Source organism: Acinetobacter sp. GN11 (assembly GCF_054823985.1).
The window spans coordinates 1-19,921 of sequence record NZ_JRVL01000117.1 but is presented as its reverse complement, the minus strand read 5'-3'; the positions used below and the strand labels follow the sequence as shown (position 1 = coordinate 19,921).

General features: G+C 37.8%; 20 protein-coding genes and 1 pseudogene. 11 read left to right on the top strand and 10 right to left on the bottom strand.

Annotation, left to right across the window (positions count from 1 at the left end; genetic code table 11):
* Window positions 1-143: 143 nt before the first annotated feature.
* Window positions 144-836 carry a nitroreductase family protein gene (locus NL42_RS11615; RefSeq protein WP_461312856.1) on the bottom strand — a complete coding sequence of 231 codons (693 nt, stop codon included), beginning with the start codon at window positions 834-836 and terminating at the stop codon, window positions 144-146.
* A gap of 223 nt (window positions 837-1,059) precedes the next feature.
* On the opposite strand from NL42_RS11615, the gene NL42_RS11610 reads away from it, so the two are divergent.
* Window positions 1,060-1,557, top strand: a complete 498-nt coding sequence (locus NL42_RS11610) for a YcxB family protein (RefSeq protein WP_005301331.1) — start codon at window positions 1,060-1,062, stop codon at window positions 1,555-1,557.
* A 39-nt stretch (window positions 1,558-1,596) separates the two neighbouring features.
* Window positions 1,597-2,238 (top strand): fumarylacetoacetate hydrolase family protein, encoded by a 642-nt coding sequence (locus NL42_RS11605; RefSeq protein WP_461312855.1) that lies wholly within the window; start codon window positions 1,597-1,599, stop codon window positions 2,236-2,238.
* Between the two features lie 104 nt (window positions 2,239-2,342).
* On the opposite strand, the gene NL42_RS11600 is transcribed toward NL42_RS11605, so the two are convergent.
* Window positions 2,343-3,590 (bottom strand): YihY family inner membrane protein, encoded by a 1,248-nt coding sequence (locus NL42_RS11600; RefSeq protein WP_016140126.1) that lies wholly within the window; start codon window positions 3,588-3,590, stop codon window positions 2,343-2,345.
* A gap of 361 nt (window positions 3,591-3,951) precedes the next feature.
* Here NL42_RS11600 and wrbA point away from each other — a divergent pair, with 361 nt between their 5' ends.
* Window positions 3,952-4,560, top strand: a complete 609-nt coding sequence (gene wrbA, locus NL42_RS11595; protein ID WP_461312854.1) for an NAD(P)H:quinone oxidoreductase — start codon at window positions 3,952-3,954, stop codon at window positions 4,558-4,560.
* Between the two features lie 47 nt (window positions 4,561-4,607).
* Here the strand turns inward: wrbA and NL42_RS11590 are convergent, their stop codons facing one another.
* From NL42_RS11590 to NL42_RS11580, 3 genes are all read right to left on the bottom strand, one after another.
* A complete protein-coding gene (locus NL42_RS11590; protein WP_004639480.1) occupies window positions 4,608-5,183 on the bottom strand; it encodes a xanthine phosphoribosyltransferase in 576 nt (191 codons plus the stop codon).
* Between the two features lie 71 nt (window positions 5,184-5,254).
* The gene (locus tag NL42_RS11585) at window positions 5,255-5,968 is read right to left on the bottom strand and encodes a DUF3108 domain-containing protein (protein WP_461312853.1); all 714 of its coding nucleotides are present in this window, start codon (window positions 5,966-5,968) and stop codon (window positions 5,255-5,257) included.
* Window positions 5,969-6,124: 156 nt separating this feature from the next.
* A complete protein-coding gene (locus tag NL42_RS11580; RefSeq protein WP_461312852.1) occupies window positions 6,125-6,796 on the bottom strand; it encodes a hypothetical protein in 672 nt (223 codons plus the stop codon).
* 232 nt (window positions 6,797-7,028) lie between these two features.
* On the opposite strand from NL42_RS11580, the gene NL42_RS11575 reads away from it, so the two are divergent.
* The gene (locus NL42_RS11575) at window positions 7,029-7,913 is read left to right on the top strand and encodes an energy transducer TonB (RefSeq protein ID WP_461312851.1); all 885 of its coding nucleotides are present in this window, start codon (window positions 7,029-7,031) and stop codon (window positions 7,911-7,913) included.
* A 100-nt stretch (window positions 7,914-8,013) separates the two neighbouring features.
* Here NL42_RS11575 and ybeY read toward each other — a convergent pair whose 3' ends face one another.
* The 3 genes from ybeY to miaB are packed head-to-tail and all read right to left on the bottom strand — an operon-like array spanning window position 8,014 to window position 11,083.
* A complete protein-coding gene (ybeY, locus tag NL42_RS11570) occupies window positions 8,014-8,496 on the bottom strand; it encodes an rRNA maturation RNase YbeY (protein ID WP_461312850.1) in 483 nt (160 codons plus the stop codon).
* Between the two features lie 9 nt (window positions 8,497-8,505).
* The gene (locus NL42_RS11565) at window positions 8,506-9,594 is read right to left on the bottom strand and encodes a PhoH family protein (protein WP_461312849.1); all 1,089 of its coding nucleotides are present in this window, start codon (window positions 9,592-9,594) and stop codon (window positions 8,506-8,508) included.
* A gap of 37 nt (window positions 9,595-9,631) precedes the next feature.
* The gene (gene miaB, locus NL42_RS11560) at window positions 9,632-11,083 is read right to left on the bottom strand and encodes a tRNA (N6-isopentenyl adenosine(37)-C2)-methylthiotransferase MiaB (protein ID WP_461312848.1); all 1,452 of its coding nucleotides are present in this window, start codon (window positions 11,081-11,083) and stop codon (window positions 9,632-9,634) included.
* Window positions 11,084-11,370: 287 nt separating this feature from the next.
* Between miaB and NL42_RS11555 the strand changes: the two genes are divergently transcribed.
* From NL42_RS11555 to NL42_RS11540, 4 genes are all read left to right on the top strand, one after another.
* A complete protein-coding gene (locus NL42_RS11555) occupies window positions 11,371-13,314 on the top strand; it encodes a lytic transglycosylase domain-containing protein (RefSeq protein ID WP_461312847.1) in 1,944 nt (647 codons plus the stop codon).
* 56 nt (window positions 13,315-13,370) lie between these two features.
* Window positions 13,371-14,033 (top strand): ribonuclease T2 family protein, encoded by a 663-nt coding sequence (locus NL42_RS11550; protein WP_004789563.1) that lies wholly within the window; start codon window positions 13,371-13,373, stop codon window positions 14,031-14,033.
* A gap of 211 nt (window positions 14,034-14,244) precedes the next feature.
* The gene (locus tag NL42_RS11545) at window positions 14,245-15,231 is read left to right on the top strand and encodes a malate dehydrogenase (RefSeq protein ID WP_004639466.1); all 987 of its coding nucleotides are present in this window, start codon (window positions 14,245-14,247) and stop codon (window positions 15,229-15,231) included.
* Between the two features lie 176 nt (window positions 15,232-15,407).
* Window positions 15,408-15,653 (top strand): DUF2789 family protein, encoded by a 246-nt coding sequence (locus tag NL42_RS11540; protein ID WP_016140137.1) that lies wholly within the window; start codon window positions 15,408-15,410, stop codon window positions 15,651-15,653.
* 55 nt (window positions 15,654-15,708) lie between these two features.
* On the opposite strand, the gene NL42_RS11535 is transcribed toward NL42_RS11540, so the two are convergent.
* Complete coding sequence (locus NL42_RS11535) at window positions 15,709-16,236, bottom strand: hypothetical protein (protein WP_336166935.1); 528 nt, start codon at window positions 16,234-16,236, stop codon at window positions 15,709-15,711.
* Window positions 16,237-16,303: 67 nt separating this feature from the next.
* Window positions 16,304-16,909, bottom strand: a complete 606-nt coding sequence (locus NL42_RS11530) for a 2OG-Fe(II) oxygenase (protein ID WP_461312846.1) — start codon at window positions 16,907-16,909, stop codon at window positions 16,304-16,306.
* Window positions 16,910-17,026: 117 nt separating this feature from the next.
* Here NL42_RS11530 and NL42_RS11525 point away from each other — a divergent pair, with 117 nt between their 5' ends.
* The 3 genes and pseudogenes from NL42_RS11525 to NL42_RS11515 all read left to right on the top strand — a co-directional run bounded on the left by NL42_RS11525 (window position 17,027) and on the right by NL42_RS11515 (window position 19,854).
* Complete coding sequence (locus tag NL42_RS11525; RefSeq protein ID WP_336166931.1) at window positions 17,027-17,884, top strand: 23S rRNA (adenine(2030)-N(6))-methyltransferase RlmJ; 858 nt, start codon at window positions 17,027-17,029, stop codon at window positions 17,882-17,884.
* 41 nt (window positions 17,885-17,925) lie between these two features.
* Window positions 17,926-18,759 carry a CDP-diacylglycerol--serine O-phosphatidyltransferase gene (gene pssA, locus NL42_RS11520; RefSeq protein WP_016140141.1) on the top strand — a complete coding sequence of 278 codons (834 nt, stop codon included), beginning with the start codon at window positions 17,926-17,928 and terminating at the stop codon, window positions 18,757-18,759.
* A 17-nt stretch (window positions 18,760-18,776) separates the two neighbouring features.
* Window positions 18,777-19,854, top strand: a pseudogene (locus tag NL42_RS11515) (DUF6670 family protein).
* Window positions 19,855-19,921: the final 67 nt, after the last annotated feature.

The following is a 19,921-nucleotide window of genomic DNA, read 5'->3' as shown; positions in this document are numbered from 1 at the left end:
TCGGGAGTTCGAATCTCTCTGAGCGCACCACTTGAAGAATTAACCGCTATATATAGCGGTTTTTTTGTGCCTGTTTTTTGTCTTTTCTATTAAAAGCCGGTGCTCATAGCAACCAGCTTTGAAAAGAATTAAAAGTAGAAAAATTAGCCAAATGTTTTAAAGCGGCTTTCATCTTCAATAAAAGCTTTTTCTCCTGCTTCGCCTTCGATTGAACCAAATACTAATTGAGCTCTTAATTTCCAATGAGCGGGAACATTAAACGCAGCATTAATTTGCTCATCAATGATTGGATTGTAGTGTTGCAATGAAGCACCAATACCTTGTTCAGCTAGCACGTTCCATACTGCAAATTGTGCAATTGCTGTTGAGTGCTCAGACCAGATTGGAAAATTATCTGCATACGTTTCAAATTGCTCTTGTAGACCTTTAATCACATGTTTATCTTCAAAAAATAAAACTGTACCTGCACCTGCCGCAAAACTTTGAATTTTCTGTTCAGTTCCAGTTAGGGCTTCTGCCGGAATAATAGTTTTTAATACATCTAAAACTATATGCCAAAAATTTTGGTGGGATTGATCAAATAAAATCACAGCGCGAGAAGATTGGGAGTTAAACGCTGATGGGCTATGTTTTACAGCCTCTTGAATGAGTTTTTCAATTTCAGTAGGGGGGTGTTTTAAGTTCTTTCCTATTGAATAAATAGAACGGCGTTTTTTAATTAATTCTAAAAAGCTTGGTTCATTGGAAATATTCGCTTCTTGAGTGGTTTGCGTAACCACATCTTTTGAGACTGCTGCTTTTTGATTTAAGCCAAATAATTTTGCAAAGAAAGACATGAGACATTCCACTAAGAAGGTGATGCTCTTATTGTAGAAATTTTAAAAAGTGAAATAAGCTCAATAAATATGAATCTACGTTCTATATATGCAACGAAAAATATTTCGCAACCGAACCGTAACGGCGCCTTTTGAACAAAACAAAAAATAGCCTTTGATTCATTTTAAAGCTGAAATGAATATGCTCTAATAGTTTCGATTTATTGAGTATTGATGCATTGCAATGACTGAGCAAAAAACAGCTTTATCTTTACGTTACTATTTGAATTTAGAAGAATCACAAGATGGATTTTCATTGGTAACATTTGGGAAAAAACAATTTACCCGTTTTCTCACACCTGCGATTAGTATCGCAATTATTATTTGGGGACTTTATTTAGGTTTCTCTGGTGTAGGCCGATATTATGTCGGGTTAGGTTTGTTTTTTCTGGTGATGCAAGGGTTGATGCGTTACTGGCTTTTACCGATGTTATTTAAACGTCAATTTGTTCGTTACCAGTTTGGAAAGAGCGAGCAGGGAATCGACCTCTATCAAGATTATTTTGAGCTTTATTCCAGTGAGCGTAAGCAAGTGGTGCAATATGCGGATGTGCAAACCTTTGCTAAAGGTAAGTTGACTTACATGCTTGAGTTAAAAAACAAAACTGTAATTATTGTGCCAAAGCGCGCATTTGCACAGGTTTCAGATCAAACGATATTTGAAAATACATTTAAGAAATAAATTATTGGAATTATTAGCCGCAACAACAAAGGAAGCCTCATGAATACACGTCCTTCAAAAATCGTTTGCGTAGGCAGAAGCTATGCCGATCATGTCAAAGAATTAAATAATGCTATGCCTGACAAGCCTATATTATTTATTAAACCACCTAGTAGTTTGATTGGTCTAAATGACGGTATTTTCTGGAATCCAGCTTGGGGCAGTTGTCATTTTGAGTGTGAATTAGTTTTACGCATTGACCAACCTTTAAAAGGTGAAACAGATCCTGCGAAAGCATTAAAAGCGATTGGTGCGGTGACATTAGGTCTTGATTTAACAATGCGTGATTTACAGAATGATCTGAAAAGTAAGGGTCACCCATGGGAGCGTGCAAAAGCTTTTGATGGTGCTTGTGTGTTGGCTGATTGGGTAGATTTGAGCGAAATTACAGATTGGCAAGAAACTAAATTCACTTTCCATATTAATGATGAGTTACGTCAAGACGGCAATACTGAACTATTAATGTTTACTATTGGCGATCTATTAACTGATATTAATCAGGTCTTTTCACTAGAACCAGGGGATGTAATTATGACAGGTTCACCTGCTGGTGTTGGGCCATTACACTCGGGTGATCAGTTGAAAATGACATTAAAAGGTGCAACGCAAGATTTTGTATGGAAAACTTTTGTAAAAGCATAATCCATACCTAAATTTGCCAATTTTTAACCCTATTATTTTTCAATAATAGGGTTTTTTATTGTCTAGAAGTGGAAGACATTTATGTTAATAAATAGTCTTATTTTTTATTTCTCTTCAAAAACTGTTGAAAGAGGAATAGAAAGTTTTGCCGCCAAATAATCATTAGATTCAATGAGTGCTGGTCCAATTTTTTCCATCCACTCATCGTCATCATGCACATTTTGGACATCTTGACGTAAAGGCAATGGGTACGGAAGGGCTGTGAAAAAACTCCAGAAATCAACTTGGGATAAATTACGCGCTAGAACATATTCATCTTTATCAGTACGTTTAACCAAATTTTGTTCTTCTAGTAAAAGCACATAAGCAGGCCAGCGACCAATTTCTCCACGGCCTAAAATTTCTAAGGCTTCTTTATCACTTACACTTTCACCTAGTTTTTGCTTTTTATAAAACAACTCAAGAATATCTAATAGCATTAGAACAGGATGTCGTTTTTGCTCTTTACCTGAGTGAAAAGCAGTTAAAGCAAAACTAACTTCTACGCCCAGTAAAATAATATTCCATGAAAGGAATATCCATAATAGGAAAATAGGTACCGCTGCAAATGCACCGTAGATCAGTTCATAGCTAGTGAAATTTGACATTACGAAGCTGAATAGGTTTTTGAGTATTTCAAAAAGTACAGCACTTAAGCAGGCCGCTATACCCGCTGCATAAACTGGAACTGTTCGATTCGGAATAGTCCAATACAAAATAAAAAAGCCAACAATCGTCAATAAGAAAGAGATCAGCCAGAGTATGAATGATCCATCAAGTTGATATCCTGCAAAGTTATTGCTGAGAATATTCATGGAAGCGACAGTCGAGGAAATGACGAATGCACTTCCTAAGATAATCGGACCTAAAGAGATGATGGTCCAGTAACGCATAAAACCCATAATGCCACTACGAGTTTCTTTTACGCGCCAAATGCGATTAAAGACGGTTTCAATTGAGGTCAGCATTAAAACGGTGGTGACGAATAAAAACAGCACACCAATAACGGTCAGGTTGCTCGATTTCTCTGTGAAAGCATTTAAAGCTTTATCAAATGCAATAGTGCTCTTGGGTAAAAAATTACTATAGATTAAATGTTGGAGCTGTTGTCTTGCAGGTTCTAACGCTTTAATTGAAGAGATAATAACTAAAAAAACCGTTAACATCGGTACAACTGCGAATAGTGTTGTATAGGTGAGGGAACCAGCTTGTTCACGGCACCGATCAGCTTCAAAACGTTTAAATACATATAAAACGAACTGAAACCAGGTTTTATTATAAAAAGGAAGCTTACTTAAAAAACGTTGTAACATGCGTTGTCTATCCCGATTTTTTTAATCATCATGTTGGGCGATTAATAGCTTATCAAAGTATGAGCTGAAGAACTCAAATCGTAGATTAAAGCAAAATAATAACTTATAGAATTAAAGTCGTTCTGTAAGTTTACTATGCGCTATAGAAAAAATTGTAGTCCTAATCTTTTTCAGAAAAGTTGGCTTTCTGTTGTGTGATCATAAGATTCATCAAAAGTTGGTGAACCTTTTACTCAACGATTTTGAGAAATTTGCTCGTGTTACCTTTAACGCTAAACAATTAATCACCTCTAGAATTTCATAAAATTGGTTTCGCCAAAAAAATAAAAAATACCGTATAGTGTTCTTTTTAACAAAATTTATGAAACCGATGCAACCTTACATTCTTGTACTCTATTACAGTAAATATGGTTCTACTAAAGAAATGGCGCATTTAATTGCCAATGGTGTTGAATCTGAGGGTATGTCAGTGAAAATTCGGACAGTGCCAAATATTGCTCCAGTGGTCACGGTAGCTGAACCAAGTATTCCGGCTGAAGGTGATATCTACTGTACGTTAGATGATCTAGCGAATTGTGCAGGTCTGGCGTTAGGTTCCCCAACTCGCTTCGGCAATATGGCAAGTGAAATGAAATATTTTTGGGACCAAACGACGAGTCTTTGGCTTAATGGGGCATTACATAATAAACCTGCTTGTGTTTTTACTTCTTCGGGATCAATGCATGGTGGGCAGGAGAGTACTTTACTCACGATGTTACCGCCGTTATTTCATCACGGGATGATGATTTTGGGATTACCAAATGCAATTCCAGCTTTATCTAACACTAAAACAGGTGGAACACCATATGGGGCAAGTCATGTAAGCGGACCCCGCCATGACCAGAGCCTAAGTCAGGATGAAAAGATTTTGTGTGAAGCTCAAGGTAAACGTTTGGGTGAAGTTGTTAAAAAGCTTGTGGTTTCTATTTAAACAATTATAAAAAAGAGCGGATATCCGCTCTTTTTTATTTGCACAATTTATTCTTTTACAAAGGTAACTTTACCATCTGTAAGAGAAAGAACACGTGCTAATGACTCAACTCGGTAGCCTTTTTCAAGCAATAAATCACGGCCTGATTGGAATGATTTTTCAATCACAATACCAACACCGACAACTTCTGCATTTGCTTGGTGAATTAAATCAATTAGTCCTAATGCTGCTTGACCATTCGCCAAGAAGTCATCAATAACTAATGCTTTATCAGTTGAATGAAGGTGTTTGTTTGAAATCGCAATCGTGCTTTCAGTTTGTTTAGTAAAACTAAATACTTTAGAGCGATATAAGTCATCTTTTAACGTCAATGACTGATATTTACGAGCGAAAATTACAGGTACACCAAGTTCCAAACCTGCCATGATTGCAGGTGCAATACCTGATGCTTCAATGGTAATAATCTTGGTAATCCCTGCATCTTTAAAGCGAGCGGCAAATTCTTTACCAATCTGCTGCATTAATACAGGATCAATTTGGTGGTTTAAGAAAGCGTCGACTTTCAAGACTTGATCAGATAGAACGATACCTTCTGTTAAGATTTTCTGTTCTAGTGCGTGCACGGGAGAATCCTCTAGACGGATGCTTTTAAAGCAAAGGCGTATTTTAAAAAGCATCCGAAAAAATGCAAGCTTTAATTCATTTTACCTGTATAACTTGTTAATAACAGGCCATAAGAAGTTTTACCATCAACATGGCTGACTTTAACTGGTAAATAGTCTAATTTAGGTGCTAACCAGAAAATAGTATTACGGTCTGGTCTACCATGTTCTAAAACAACTTTTACGGTATCAAAGGTGCCATAAGAGGTTTTAATTTTCTCAGTGCCTTGTTTTACAAAACGACGATTTTCAACTTCTTTTGCATCGGCAAGAGGGTATGAAGTTTTAAGCGAACCATTTTTTAAATCTTCACGAACCTGTAATTCTGCATTTAGCTCGTCAAGTACGCCGGCCTGCCAAGCAAATGAGCGAGCTTTATCATCTTTCTTGGTAGAAATAGTTTTGCTATTTGGATTAAAGTTAATATTCATGGTGTTGTTATGAATCAAAATTTTGCTGGTACGGCTAAAACTTTGAGATCCAATTTTACCATTAGCAAAACTAAATTTACTTGTTTCACTTGCAGAAGCAATTCCACCTGCTTTTGCAGTGAAATTATAAGTCCAATTATTACCTTGCTGGCTTAAGGCACGTGTCGCCGAACCCATACCTTTATTATTATAAGTAAACTGATAATTTGCCTGAAATGGGCTCATGGCAAGTGCATGGCTTGAGAAACCTGCAAAAAGCAAAGTTGTTGAAATACCTGTTGCGATGCCAAACGATTTCAGAAATTTTGTTGCCATAAGTAAATATCCTTGTACAGACTGAAAAGTCAGTGCTGATGCATCTATAACTTAAACATATTATGCCTGCTGATCATGGAGAAAAAATCAGGATTTATGCTAAATGTGTAATCTATTTGTGTTTTTTGGAAGTTAATTCATTTTTATTCATAACAGCTATACATCTTTTTGCTGGATTGGTGTGATTTCAGAATCTTCTAATTCATCTTCAAAATCATCGTCCTGATCACGGTAAAGTAGCGCTGCTAAATTCACATTTCCAAATACGACTAACTCAGCCTCACGAACTCGTGCGTAATTTACATGCACTTTACTTAATGTTTCAATGATGCTGGCCTTTTTACCAAACCAGCGATTGAGATTAAGAAATATGAGTTCATCACGTTCCTCTGCCACATTAAAACGTTCCAGAATCATTCCTAAAGGATCTTTTTTCAAAATTTTATGGTAGTAAAAAACAGCGGCTTTTACGGCAACCTTCTGCCAAAAGTTTTTATATTTCGCTTCAATAATTTGTGTATTACTAATTTGTTCAAAAACTAAAAGCTGTTGCTCTTGATTAAATTCCATCTGAATCAGTTTTAAATCAACAGATAATGTCGTCTCTAGACCTTTTACATGCATGGTTGCATATAACCTTAACCAGTCATGATAAAGATCAGCATGGAGGTCATCTAAAAACTCAACATTATTGGTGACATAACGTTGTAAAGTCGCATTCAGAAAGGTTTGTGATAACGTAAAATCTCTTTCTTCTTCAATGAATGCTTCAGCTTTTTGGTAGACTTTTTGAAGGCGTCTGACTAATGAGGAAAATAGCGTTTGCATAAAAGAACTTCCAGAAGATAATTTACTTAAGAACCAACACAATCTTTATTATGATAAAAAACGAGTTTTGATATTGCAGTGTAACAAATTTAATTGATACATTTTGACAAAATGAAAATGGATAAAACTCTATATTTGAAGTGAATCACACTTTTATCCAGATTTGAATATCAGTTTATATTTTATTCGGTATTAAACCGTGGGGATAAGGCATTTATATGCTTTTAAGATTATGTTGAACAAAAGAAGTCTATCCATAGAGCCTTTTTACCATTGGTGGCAAGACCGAGTCTTTATTGCTGCAACAATATTGGCAATCTTACTGCATGTTTTTGTGTTGCTCATCCACTTTGCCATGCCTAGCCCGTCAGAGCAATCTACTAAAGAAATTGCAATTTCAATTCGATCAAGCAATGAGCCAGTTCAGCAGGCAGACTTTTTGGCACAAGCAGACCAGCAAGGTTCGGGCACATTTCGTGAAGCCCACCGCACCTCTAGTGATACTCCAAATCCGATGCCTAATGATGCTTCAACTGGAAATGCAGAGTTAGAAAGTTTGCAAAAGGTTCAGCAGCAAAGAGAGCTTAAATTTGAAGAAAAAGTTTTAATGACTGTTTTGAGTTGGCAAAAACAAGCTGATGCGAGTCAAAGGAAAAAAGAACTAGAACAATTACAAAGTCAATTTCAGGCAAAAGCTGCGATGGTTGCGAGTCTTGAAGCACAATATTTACAACGTAGACAAGATTTCAGTCGGCAACAAAAAATCAAAACAGTAGATGGAATTCAAGCGAAGAAAGATGCGTCGGCTGCTTATTTAGATAAGTTCCGTGAAAAAGTGGAGTTGTATGGTAATCGCTATTATCCAGAAGAAGCCAAACAACAACAGCTAAGGGGTGAAGTCCGGTTAATGGTTATTTTAAATGCTCAAGGTGGGATTCGTGCAATTCGATTGCTTGAAAGTTCAGGGCATTCAATATTAGATGAAGCAGCTAAGTCTTCAGTACGTCGCGGTGCACCATTTGGGCATTTTGATATCAATATGAAAGATATTTCTGAATTACGTATTGTGCGTACGTGGCGTTTTGATCCGGCTCAAGCAGAATTTGAAGTACATTAATAAAAAAATGTGGATAAGTTTTAGCTTATCCACATTGATTTTAGTTAATTAGAAAAATCCCATTTGAAGACAGATTAGGTTTTTATCTAATTAAGAATGATTAGATCTGTTCTTGGTAAGGATTGTCTATATTCAGCTTTGCTAGAATTTCAACTTCAATCCCTTCCATTTCTTCTGCATCTTCATCACTGGTTTCATGGTCATAACCAAGCAAATGTAAAACACCATGTACTAATAAATGCGCAAAGTGTTCTTGAGTAGTTTTCTTTTGGTCAACCGCTTCTTGCAATACCACTGGAATACAAATGACTAAATCACCCAGAGGAAAGGCATCGAGCATTGGTAAAACTTCTTCGGGAATATCACTTGGAAATGATAAAACATTGGTTGGTTTATCTTTCTCTCGATATTGCAGATTAAGTTGTTGGCTTTCTGCTAAATCAACACAAGCAACGCCAATTTCGCAGTCTTCGTTATAACCAACGTGGTGTAAGGTTGTTTCAATGATTTTTTTGAGTTGAGCTCGTTTGAGCTCTAACTCAGGTAATTGAAGGTCTTGCTGTAAACTTAAACTGATTTTCAAAATGAATCCTTAAGCATCCTGATGTTGCAAGTCTGCTGCTGTATCGTTCTCAGCGACTAGTGCTTCCTGACGGGCTTTACGTTCGGCACGTGCTTCAGCATTAAGACGCTGTTGTTCACCATCCCAACCTTCGTAAGCCTCAACGATTTTTTGAACCAGTTGATGACGTACAACGTCGCGGGAATGAAAACGGGTAATATGAATTTCTGTAATATTCTCGAGTACACGCAGGGCGTGTGCCAAGCCAGATTGTTGACCTTTAGGTAAGTCTACTTGAGTAATGTCACCTGTAATCACTGCACGAGAGCCAAAACCTAAACGGGTCAAGAACATTTTCATTTGTTCAGGTGTTGTGTTTTGAGCTTCATCCAAAATTACAAATGAATGGTTAAGTGTGCGACCACGCATATATGCAAGAGGCGCAACCTCAATGACTTGACGCTCGATTAACTTGGCAACTTTTTCAAAGCCAAGCATTTCGTAAAGGGCATCGTAAAGAGGACGTAAATAGGGGTCAATTTTCTGGGTTAAATCACCAGGTAAGAAACCCAGCTTTTCTCCAGCTTCTACAGCAGGACGTACAAGTAAAATCCGCTGGATTTCGTTACGTTCTAGCATGTCTACTGCGGCAGCAACTGCTAAATAGGTTTTACCCGTACCAGCAGGGCCTACACCAAAAGAAATATCGCTTTGTAAAATACGTTGTACATAACGTTTTTGATTGGCACCACGTGGATTAATGCGGCCTTTTCGGGTCTGGAAATAGACATCTAGCGGCGCATCGTGTTCATCCATTTCGTCACCAACCAACTCGAAATTGCGTTCAGTTTGTGACGATTGAATGAGGAGGTGTAATAGATCAGCACTGATTTGCTGGGATAGCTCAGACTCTTCGTAGAGTCGTTGCAATAATGCTTCGGCTCTCCCAACAGCATCTATTTCACCATCTATGTGAAAAACATCTCCACGATGAGTAATTTTGACATCTAAACGCTGTTCAATTTGCTTCAGGTGCCCATTATAGGCACCTAGAATGCTCTTTAAACGTTCCATTGAAATTTCAGGAAATGTTACGGTACGTCGAATCGCTGCAGTCAAGAGAAAACCTTTCAGTAGACTTTAGAATACCTCTACATTACGCCACGTCAGGTTCAAGATTCAAGAGCTCACCGTAAACAAAATTTAAAGTTTTAATTTCAGTAATCTCGATCTCTGCAAAACGACCAACCCAAGTTGCATCACCAACGAAAGTGACTAGACGTGTATTGTCAGCAGTACCAATTAAAATATTAGGGTCTTGATCAGATACTTTTTCAATAAGTACACGTTCAATTTTACCTAACATGGCATCTGTTTTTTCAATACTAGACTGTTTAATGACTTTCTGAACTTGAGCTAAACGCTCTTTTTTAACTTGCTCAGGTGTGGTGTCTGGCAAGTCCGATGCAGGTGTGCCTGGGCGTTTTGAATAAACAAAACTATACGAGTGATCGAAATCTAAATCTTTGATAAATTGCAATGTTTCTGCAAAATTTTCATCAGTTTCACTAGGGAAGCCAATAATAAAATCACTTGATAAATGCATGTCTGGACGAATTTTACGTAGCTTCGCAATTTTATCGATATAAACATCAATCGTGTGATTTCGCTTCATTGCCTGTAAAACGTCATTCGAACCACTTTGAACAGGCAAGTGTAAATGTGACACCATTTGAGGTAAATCTTCATAACACTGAATTAGCTCATCAGAGAACTCTAGTGGGTGCGATGTTGTATAACGTAAGCGTCCAATACCCGGAATTTCTGCAACGAGTCGTAACAATTCAGGGAACGTACAGATGCCACCTTCGAAGGTTTCACCGCGGTAACCATTTACATTTTGTCCAAGAAGTGAAATTTCACGGACACCTTTTTCAGCAAGCCCTGCAATTTCTGCAAGTACATCGTCTAAAGGTCGCGAAACTTCTTCACCGCGTGTATATGGAACTACACAGAAAGAACAATATTTAGAACAGCCTTCCATAATAGAAACAAAAGCTTTAAAGCCTTCTACGCGTGGTTCTGGTAAAAAGTCGAACTTTTCAATATCTGGGAAAGAAATATCAACGAGTTTGATTTTGTCTTTTTTAGGTTTTTCTACTTGAGCATTATGTTGATCAAGCATTTGTGGTAAACGGTGTAATGTTTGAGGGCCAAAAATCATGTCTACATAAGGCGCACGTTTTTGAATATTGTCACCTTCTTGAGAGGCAACACATCCACCGACACCAATCACAAGATCTGGATTTTTGTCTTTTAGTTTGCGCCAGCGTCCTAATTCACTAAATACTTTTTCTTGCGCTTTTTCACGGATAGAACACGTATTCATGAGCAGAATGTCTGCTTCATTAGGGTTGCTCGTTAAAATGTAACCGTGAGAGTCCCCTAAAAGGTCTGCCATACGGTGACTGTCATACTCATTCATCTGACACCCTTGAGTTTCAATATAAAGTTTTTTTATTGAAACATCAGTGGTGTGCGTTGGCTGGGTAACAGTGTTTTCTGAGGCAGCTTTGGCACCATTGGGAATGAAGGTTTGAACCGTCATGCAGGCTCCTAACAGATCGATCTAAAAAAGAATAAATTTGCCCGAAATGGGTCAAACCATTCATTATAGCAGTATTTGGACCGAACCGATAACAGTAAACCTTTAGAACATGACACAGTTTTTTTGAAGTAAATTATGTAAATTTTAATGATGTTGAATCATAGAGTTACATAACACAACAAAAGAAAGCACGAAGACTAATTAAACTATGCTCTGAAGGTGAATAGTCAGGGTTTAACACATTTATGAGACCAAGTAGAAAGAGCTCATCAATCCATAGTCGTGTAATGAAAAATAAATATATGCATCGTAGCTGGTTAGGAGCTATGTGTTTACTTGGTTGTTCATTTACCTATGCTGCCGAAGAGCAGTTTAATGACGCATTAAACGCTGCAAATAGTGGTAATACAGCATTATTAGACCAATATCAGCTTGCTATGCAAAATGATGTATTGGGATACTATCCAGAATATTGGAAACTTAATACCAATCTTGGCTTTCAACCTTCAGCTTCGATTGTAAGTTTTGCTCAACGTTATCCTCAATCAGCAATGGCTGAGAAATTAGCAGCCGATTATGTTGAAGAAAAAGTTAAACAATCTGACTTTGCGTCGGCACAACCGTTACTATCTTATGTAACTAATCCTGATCAGGCTGAAAATTGCGCAGTGGCACAGGTGCGAGCGAAAACTGGTGATGCATTAGTTTTTGCTGAATATAAAGATGTTTGGCTAGCTACTGAATCACAACCTGAATCTTGTGTGGGTTTAGGACGCTTGATGTTATCTAGTCCATTAATGAATCAGCAAGATAAACAACAGCGCCTTTGGGTGCAGTTACGTTCTGGTTTAACAGGGCAGGCCCTTGCTACGGCACAGACTTTAGGTATGAATCTGTCCTTGGCTCAGCTTAATCAAATTCAGGCTAACCCACTCAATTATTTGTGGAGTGCGCCTAAAACAAATGATACGGACTATGCTTATTTGATTTTTGCATTAGGTCGTTTGGCTAATAATGACTTACCTAATGCTTTTTCGAACGTACAACGCGTCGCGCAAGGTACACCAGAGAATATACAAAAGTATTTATATCGAACGGTAGCTTATATTGGTGGCACCACGGTTATGAAAAATAATTTCAATCGTGAAGTTCTTCAATATTTTGATGCAAGTTACGGTTATCCTCTAAGCCCTGAAGAAGCTGAAATTTATGCGCGTCAGGCAATTCGATTTGGTGCGTGGGAAAGTTTAATTCGCGCCATTGATGCTATGAGCGTGACACAAAAACAAGAAGATCGCTGGCAATATTGGCTTGCTCGTGCAACAGAGCAGCGCAATGACAGTAATTCAAAAAATACTGCGCAACGTATTTATAAGAAGTTAGCTGAAAGTGGTGATGACTATCATAACCTTTTAGCAAAAGATCGTTTGGGTGAACGTTATAATCATCAACCCTATGATGATCAGCCAACAGCAAGTGATTTAAGACGTTTAGACCAGAATGTTCACTTTAATCGTGCCTTTACTTTAAGACGTATAAATGCAAATCCAACTTATACTAACCGAGAGTGGAACTGGGCAGTTAGACAAGCTTATCTTCAACATGATGATGGTGTGTTGTTAGCTGCTGCAAAGCGTGCGCATGATATGGGGTGGTATGATCGCGCTATTTATGCAGCAGATCGTACAACCAATAAACATAATGACACCTATCGCTATGTGACGCCGCATAAGACTAATGTTGTAAGTCATAGTTACAATGCAGGAATTGATCCAGCATGGGCTTATGGTTTAATGCGACAAGAAAGCCGATTTGTTACTTCTGCACGTTCTCATGTTGGAGCTGGCGGTCTTATGCAAATTATGCCCGATACAGCGAAGTTGATTGCACGTCAAATGGGTGAAACCTATAATCCAGCGGCATTAAATGAAATGAACACCAATATTCGATATGGTACGTTTTATTTGTCGATGATTCAGGGGCAATTAAGCAATAATCCAGTTTTGGCAACGGCAGGTTATAATGCTGGGCCTAATCGGGCAAGACGTTGGCAACCGGACTTTCAATCAATTTCGGCTGACCAATATACAGAGACAATTCCATTGTTAGAAACCAGAGACTATGTCAAGCATGTTATGACGAATGCTACACATTATGGTGTGATATTGGGGCAAGGGGCTCAATCATTATCACAACGTATGAAAGTCATTCCAATGCGTACATCGCCTTAAGTTTAGGTGCTTGATGATGGATCTTCTTTTAATTGGCATATTCAAGTTTTAATTAAATGAAATATAGATATTTGGAACTTCGTTCAATTTTGCAACTTGCATGGTGGCTTATCTGTGCAGGGGTAGGATTGATGAGTTCCGTTTTGCATGCCGAACCTGTTAATTTACAGGGATATGTTATGCACGTACAAATGACACCTGCCGCATGTGCGTTAGATCCCTCTAAACAAAAACAACGTAAATGTCTTGAAGGATATTCACTGACAATTACGGGCCTTATGCCAGAAACAAATCAGACTGATTGTTCAACAGAAAGTTCGGCAGCTCTTTCTCCATTGCAAGCCAAAGTCGTAGCTCGGGTCATGCCTGACAATAATGCGCGTGTACAGCTTTGGAAAAGTGTAGGGGGATGCGTTCCTATGAATGCAAGTCAATATTTCCGGACAGTCATTAACTTTGCTGAACGTTTAAAAATTCCAGCTAGTCTTACCAGTTCGACAAATGTTGAAATTCAACAGTCGGCCTTAAAACAGCAATTTACTCGTCTTAATCCGAGCTTGCCGCAAAATGGTATTCGTTTGACTTGTCAGTTATCACGTTCAGATGTTGTTTTAACGGAAGTGAAGGTGTGTTACACGGTAAAAGGTCAATATAAACAATGTGCAAATCATGTGGTATCGAATTGCCCAGGTGAAATCACAATTAAAGGTAGTTACTAAAGATGACGATCATTTCGTAAAAAAATGCTGACCATGCATTGAATCTTTTTGTAAATATTAATTTGTATTTTCTATCAGACTTTTGGTGAAAATGAGTCGCTTTTACATGCATCTGCCACATCTTTAGAGTACAATCTTTGCCGTTTATGATGATTTAGTTAGATGGAATTCCTATTTAGCTAGATTAAGGACACTCATTGGAGACAATTACATGAAGCAACCCGTTCGTGTTGCCGTGACTGGCGCTGCAGGTCAAATTGGTTACAGCTTATTATTCCGTATCGCAAGCGGTGAAATGTTAGGTAAAGATCAACCTGTTATTTTACAATTGCTTGAAGTTCCAGTTGAAAAAGCTCAACAAGCGCTTAAAGGCGTAATGATGGAACTTGATGACTGTGCTTTCCCTTTATTGGCTGGCATGATCGGGACTGATGATCCGAAAGTTGCATTTAAAGATGCTGACTACGCTTTATTGGTTGGTTCTCGTCCACGTGGTCCTGGTATGGAACGTGCTGACTTGTTGAAAGTTAACGGTGAAATTTTCATCGGTCAAGGTCAAGCATTAAACGAAGTTGCTAGTCGTGACGTTAAAGTATTAGTTGTAGGTAACCCTGCAAACACTAACGCTTACATCGCTATGAACTCTGCTCCAGACCTTCCAGCTAAAAACTTTACTGCTATGTTGCGTCTTGACCATAACCGTGCGTTGACTCAAGTTGCTCAAAAAGCTGGTGTTGCAGTTGCTGATATCGAACACTTAACAGTTTGGGGTAACCACTCTCCAACAATGTATGCTGATTACCGTTTTGCAACTGTAAATGGCGAAAGCTTAAAAGACAAAATCAACGATGCGGCATGGAACAAAGATGTGTTCCTTCCAACTGTTGGTAAACGTGGTGCTGCGATTATCGAAGCACGTGGTTTGTCTTCTGCTGCTTCTGCTGCTAACGCTGCAATTGACCATATGCGCGACTGGGCACTTGGTACAAACGGCAAATGGGTAACTATGGGTATTCCATCTGATGGTTCTTATGGTATTCCAGAAGGCGTTATGTTTGGTTTCCCTGTAACAACTGAGAATGGTGAATACAAAATCGTTCAAGGTTTAGAAATTGATGAATTCAGCCGTGAACGTATTAACTTTACGTTAAATGAACTTGAAGAAGAACGTGCAGCGATTGCTGACATGTTGAAATAATTTATCTTTTTGATAAGTTAAAAAAAGCACTCTTTTTAGAGTGCTTTTTTATATTTAATCATTTGAAACAAAACACAAAAAACAACAAGAAAATATAAACATTATCATGCATATAAAAAGGTTTTATTGTTAGATTAGTTAACAGATGATTTAAAACAAGTTATAGGAGAAGAACAATGTTTGAGCAGCAACCTACTTTAGAGCTTTTATTTGATCAGCTGGGTTTAGATTCAGATGAGGCCAGCATCGAAAGTTTTATCAAAACACATCAATTACCTGCTGAACAGAAATTACATGAAGCTTCTTTTTGGTCAAAAGGTCAAAGTGATTTTTTAAAAAGCCATTGGGAAAAAGATGATGAGTGGATTGTGGTGATTGATGAGCTTAACGAACAACTACATGAAGACAGTCTGAATAAATAAAACTACGGCCTGTTTTACATTCAATGTATAAAACAGGCCTAATTACATTAAGTGTTTAATGTGTCTTTATTTTTAATTGATCTTTATACCATGGCTCATGACGTATCAGGTCAAACGCAGGTTGGTCATGAATCAATTCAAGATCACATGTGCTTGTTGATAAATATTTAGTTAACCAATGTCGTGTTAATGCTGACTCTTGTCGAGCTGCTGACGCATAAGCCAAGAAGAAATATATATCCGCATGTTCATGGTGTGCTAATGGCTTCAAAATTTGTTGAGTAATCAACGCAAAACGTTTTTCTTTATTTAGTTCAAAATAAAGCATATAAGCTTTGGCCAAGTGTAGAGACAAATTAAGGTATAAGCTCAATGGCATTTCTTCATATTCCATACGAGCTTGTTCAAGCAAAACAATCGCTTCTTGTAAAAAATGAAGTTGCTCTTGGCGAACACGACTTAATACGACTAGTTGCATGCGTAACTCAGCACGCTCCAAAGCAAGCTCAGGCGTATTTTCAGTCAAATAAAGTTGGTCTGTTTCACCAATTCGGCTGACAATTGTTTTACTTTCAATAGACATACGCCATTACCTTCTTTAATCAATAGCTTTTATATCGGGTTCATTTACCAAATTTAAAGAGTAACCATTAAATCCAAATAGAATTTCCGCTACGAAGCCAAGCTGTAATGGAAAGCCTTTGTTGTTTAGAGGGTAATACTTCATGTAATAAATTGCTTTGAAATATTACAAGTCGATTTGGCTCGGGATTAACGATATGCCACTTCTCATTTTTATCTTGCAGTCGTAATTGACCACCCCAATCTTCTTGCCATTCTGGATGTAAATAATAAACGGTTGAGATAATACGATCATTTTTTTGTTGAGGATTGTCTCGGTGTAAAGCATAAAACTCACCCAAACCATAACGGGCGAAATGAGCTTCAACCTCTTTAATTCCTAAATAGAATGCTTGATTTAGATTTTGTGAGAAAGAAGTTAAGGTTTCAATATGCTGTTGAGCAATAGGAAGTTGATCATTAATCCAGAGAATATGATCGCTACGAATATTGCTCACCACGCCGTTTTGAATACCAGCTTCTCTAAATTCATCAATATGATGGCTACATTCTTTGGCGACTTGAGCGCGATAATGATCCGAATAGGCATGATTAATAATTGTAAAGCCATGCGTATTTAAATCATCCAGAATTTGATCCAGATCCCATGAGTCCGGAAGCAGGTGAGAGAGCATATAACCTCTAGTAGATCGTAAAAATATCAAGCCACTCTATTTTAGATGATCACAACCTTACGAAAGAATATTTTTTTCATGTTAAACTATTTGTTGAATTGAGGAATTAAAGTCAACATGAATTACCGTCACCATTTCCATGCGGGCAACTTTGCAGATGTTATGAAGCATGTGCTTTTGCTACAGCTTCTCAACCGTTTAAATGCTAAAGATAAACCTTATCGTTATATCGATACGCATGGAGGTGCAGGAAAATATGATTTATCTCTGGCGCCTGCACAAAAGTCTGGAGAGTTTCTTACAGGCATTCATCGTCTAGTTCAAATATCTGAAATGGAAAAGCGTCAGGCACCTGAAGCAATCCAGCAATATTTGAAGTTGGTAGAACAGCTGCGCTCTGAAGAAGGCAAAGGCAGTTATCCAGGTTCACCATGGTTCGCTTTGCAAGGTATGCGTGAAATTGATAAAGCAACAATTTTTGAAATGCAACGTGATGTCTTTCAACAATTGCGACACAACATTTATGATAAACGTGCAGGTTTACATGAGCGTGATGCCTACGAAGGCTTGCTTGGTGTAATTCCGCCAAAAGAAAAACGTGGTTTGGTCATGATTGACCCACCTTACGAATTAGAACGTAAAGATTTTCCGCAATTAGTTGAACTGTTACAACAAGCTCATAAGAAATGGCCAACAGGCGTTTTTGCAGTTTGGTATCCAATTAAAGACCGACCGATGATTGAGCGTTTTGAAAAGAAAATGTTTAAAACGGGAATTCGTCGTCAGTTAATCTGTGAAATTTGTGTATGGCCAGATGACACACCTGTAGGTTTGAATGGTTGTGGTCTATTAGTGATTAACCCACCTTGGCAGTTCTCGGAACAAGCAGACCAAGCACTACAGTGGTTATTCCCGCATCTACGCATGCAAGAAACTGGTGGTCACGCTGCTGTTCGCTGGTTAGTAGGTGAGTAACAGTTAACTTAAATCAATGCACATGTTTGGAATAGAAAATAATGACAAATGCGCCTAAACCAGAGCAAGATTTAACTCATAATGAACATTCATTTGATGGGATTACATTCGAAGTGGTTGAAGAAGAGGATAATCCGGAAGGACAAAAAGTGAAGCGCCGAGGAATCTATCTTTGGCCTAACTTAATTACGACAGCCGCTTTGTTGTCTGGTTTCTATTCCATCATCGCAAGTATGAATGGGGATTTTACCCAAGCTATCTATGCTATTTTTATTGCAGCGCTACTTGATGGTCTAGATGGTCGAGTTGCTCGCGCGATCGGTGCTCAAAGTGCTTTTGGCGAGCAATATGATTCTCTCTCCGACTTGTTAGCTTTTGGTGTAGCTCCGGCAATGCTGATGTATAGCTGGAGTTTGCATGATTTAGGTCGCATTGGCTTAGCATGTTGTTTTGTTTATACAGCATGTGCTGCTTTCCGTTTAGCGCGTTTTAATGTGCAAATTGGTGTTGTTGATAAGCGCTATTTTATCGGAATTGCGAGCCCACTCGCTGCCATTATCATTATTTCACTTGTGTGGGTTGCTCGCGATTATCCTTTCATTTTTGATTTACGTGATATTGCGATTAAAAGCATTAATGCTGTGATTATGGTTGTTGTGGGATTGCTCATGATTTCCAATATTAAATATTACTCTTTCAAACAAATGGACCGTAAACGCGTTCCCTTTGTAGTTATGTTGCCAGTAGTACTGATTTTTGCAGCAATCACTTATAATATTCCAATGGGCATTTTGACTGTTTCAATTATCTATGCTCTCTCTGGTTTTGTTACGACACTATTTGCACGTAAAAGTAATGAAACAATAAAAACATAAAATAGAAGAGGTTCAGTATGCCTAAGTTGATAAGTCAAATTAATCAATTACAGCAGCTGGGCCTTAATGCTAAAGAGAGGGTTGTATATCAACCTTCTCGTGGTTTTTTTAAAATCGTCTATCAAGGCTTAATCCTACCAAATCTTCCTGCTCCACTGCGCTATTTTAATTACATTAGTCTAATTGGACAGCCGCGCATTCCTCTTTGCTATAACGCACACACAATTACAACTTCGGCAATCGATACGGCAACTGTGCTTGTCAGTAATAGCCAACATAGTGTAGGGCATTTAAAAACTTATTCTATTCGGCGGCAATGCCAGTTTGACTCAGAACAATATCAGTTTGATAAAACAGATTTGATTGAGTGGAAAATCCCAAAGATCCGTCTTCAGCGATTAGACCTAGAAATGGGGTGCAATCTTACTATTCAAATTCCAGACAATATCTCCAATACGTCTGCATTGCAGTGGGGCGTTTCAGACTATTGGTCAACACTATGTTTATGCGAAGGTGAAGTTTTTTATAAAGGACAAAAGTATCAAGTCGAAGGATTAGGAAAGTTTAAGCATGCAAGAGCTCTACATTTACCGTTCTTATCTTTATGTTTTTACACATGCCAAATTATTAATTTAAATGAAACGACTCAGCTTACATTTTCACAAATCAGAAATCAGTGGAATATCATCTTATGTTCAAGATTAGATATTCAAGAATTTGGTAAGCCTGTTGAAAGCTTTACTGAAGATGTAGAGTTACTCGTTCATCGCGTTTATCCAAAAGTTAGAACACCGAACGGTAAAGAGATGTATTTACCTAGAGATTTTTCTTGGCAGTGTAAGAAAAATGGAAAAATTATTTTTGAACTTTATGCACAAAGCCGTGGCGACTACAAGTTTGGATTGGCTGCTGGATATGTAGGAAGCTTTCAGTACCAACTAAGTTGGAATGAACAATGTCTACAAGGTGAAGGTGGTTATTGTGAATATATTGATTGTCGCCCACTTAGATGGCAAGAAAAGAATCAAGATGAGAAAATTTTAGATAAATTGATGCTTTTACAGCCATGTTTATATAAAAAATAACTATTTTTAGCATTTTTGATTAAAAAGCGAACTGTTGTTGCAGTAATATTAAAAAAGGGGTTGCCAACGAGATTTAA

What these genes read in the sequence shown, in the direction of transcription:
- NL42_RS11555 (WP_461312847.1), top strand. Translation starts at nt 11,371, where the DNA reads ATGAAAAATAAATATATGCATCGTAGCTGGTTAGGAGCTATGTGTTTA.
- pssA (WP_016140141.1), top strand. Translation starts at nt 17,926, where the DNA reads ATGACAAATGCGCCTAAACCAGAGCAAGATTTAACTCATAATGAACAT.
- NL42_RS11605 (WP_461312855.1), top strand. Translation starts at nt 1,597, where the DNA reads ATGAATACACGTCCTTCAAAAATCGTTTGCGTAGGCAGAAGCTATGCC.
- NL42_RS11575 (WP_461312851.1), top strand. Translation starts at nt 7,029, where the DNA reads ATGTTGAACAAAAGAAGTCTATCCATAGAGCCTTTTTACCATTGGTGG.
- NL42_RS11610 (WP_005301331.1), top strand. Translation starts at nt 1,060, where the DNA reads ATGACTGAGCAAAAAACAGCTTTATCTTTACGTTACTATTTGAATTTA.
- NL42_RS11615 (WP_461312856.1), bottom strand. Translation starts at nt 836, where the DNA reads ATGTCTTTCTTTGCAAAATTATTTGGCTTAAATCAAAAAGCAGCAGTC.
- miaB (WP_461312848.1), bottom strand. Translation starts at nt 11,083, where the DNA reads ATGACGGTTCAAACCTTCATTCCCAATGGTGCCAAAGCTGCCTCAGAA.
- NL42_RS11540 (WP_016140137.1), top strand. Translation starts at nt 15,408, where the DNA reads ATGTTTGAGCAGCAACCTACTTTAGAGCTTTTATTTGATCAGCTGGGT.
- NL42_RS11535 (WP_336166935.1), bottom strand. Translation starts at nt 16,236, where the DNA reads ATGTCTATTGAAAGTAAAACAATTGTCAGCCGAATTGGTGAAACAGAC.
- NL42_RS11580 (WP_461312852.1), bottom strand. Translation starts at nt 6,796, where the DNA reads ATGCAAACGCTATTTTCCTCATTAGTCAGACGCCTTCAAAAAGTCTAC.
- NL42_RS11585 (WP_461312853.1), bottom strand. Translation starts at nt 5,968, where the DNA reads ATGGCAACAAAATTTCTGAAATCGTTTGGCATCGCAACAGGTATTTCA.
- NL42_RS11525 (WP_336166931.1), top strand. Translation starts at nt 17,027, where the DNA reads ATGAATTACCGTCACCATTTCCATGCGGGCAACTTTGCAGATGTTATG.
- NL42_RS11545 (WP_004639466.1), top strand. Translation starts at nt 14,245, where the DNA reads ATGAAGCAACCCGTTCGTGTTGCCGTGACTGGCGCTGCAGGTCAAATT.
- wrbA (WP_461312854.1), top strand. Translation starts at nt 3,952, where the DNA reads ATGAAACCGATGCAACCTTACATTCTTGTACTCTATTACAGTAAATAT.
- NL42_RS11600 (WP_016140126.1), bottom strand. Translation starts at nt 3,590, where the DNA reads ATGTTACAACGTTTTTTAAGTAAGCTTCCTTTTTATAATAAAACCTGG.
- NL42_RS11530 (WP_461312846.1), bottom strand. Translation starts at nt 16,909, where the DNA reads ATGCTCTCTCACCTGCTTCCGGACTCATGGGATCTGGATCAAATTCTG.
- NL42_RS11550 (WP_004789563.1), top strand. Translation starts at nt 13,371, where the DNA reads ATGAAATATAGATATTTGGAACTTCGTTCAATTTTGCAACTTGCATGG.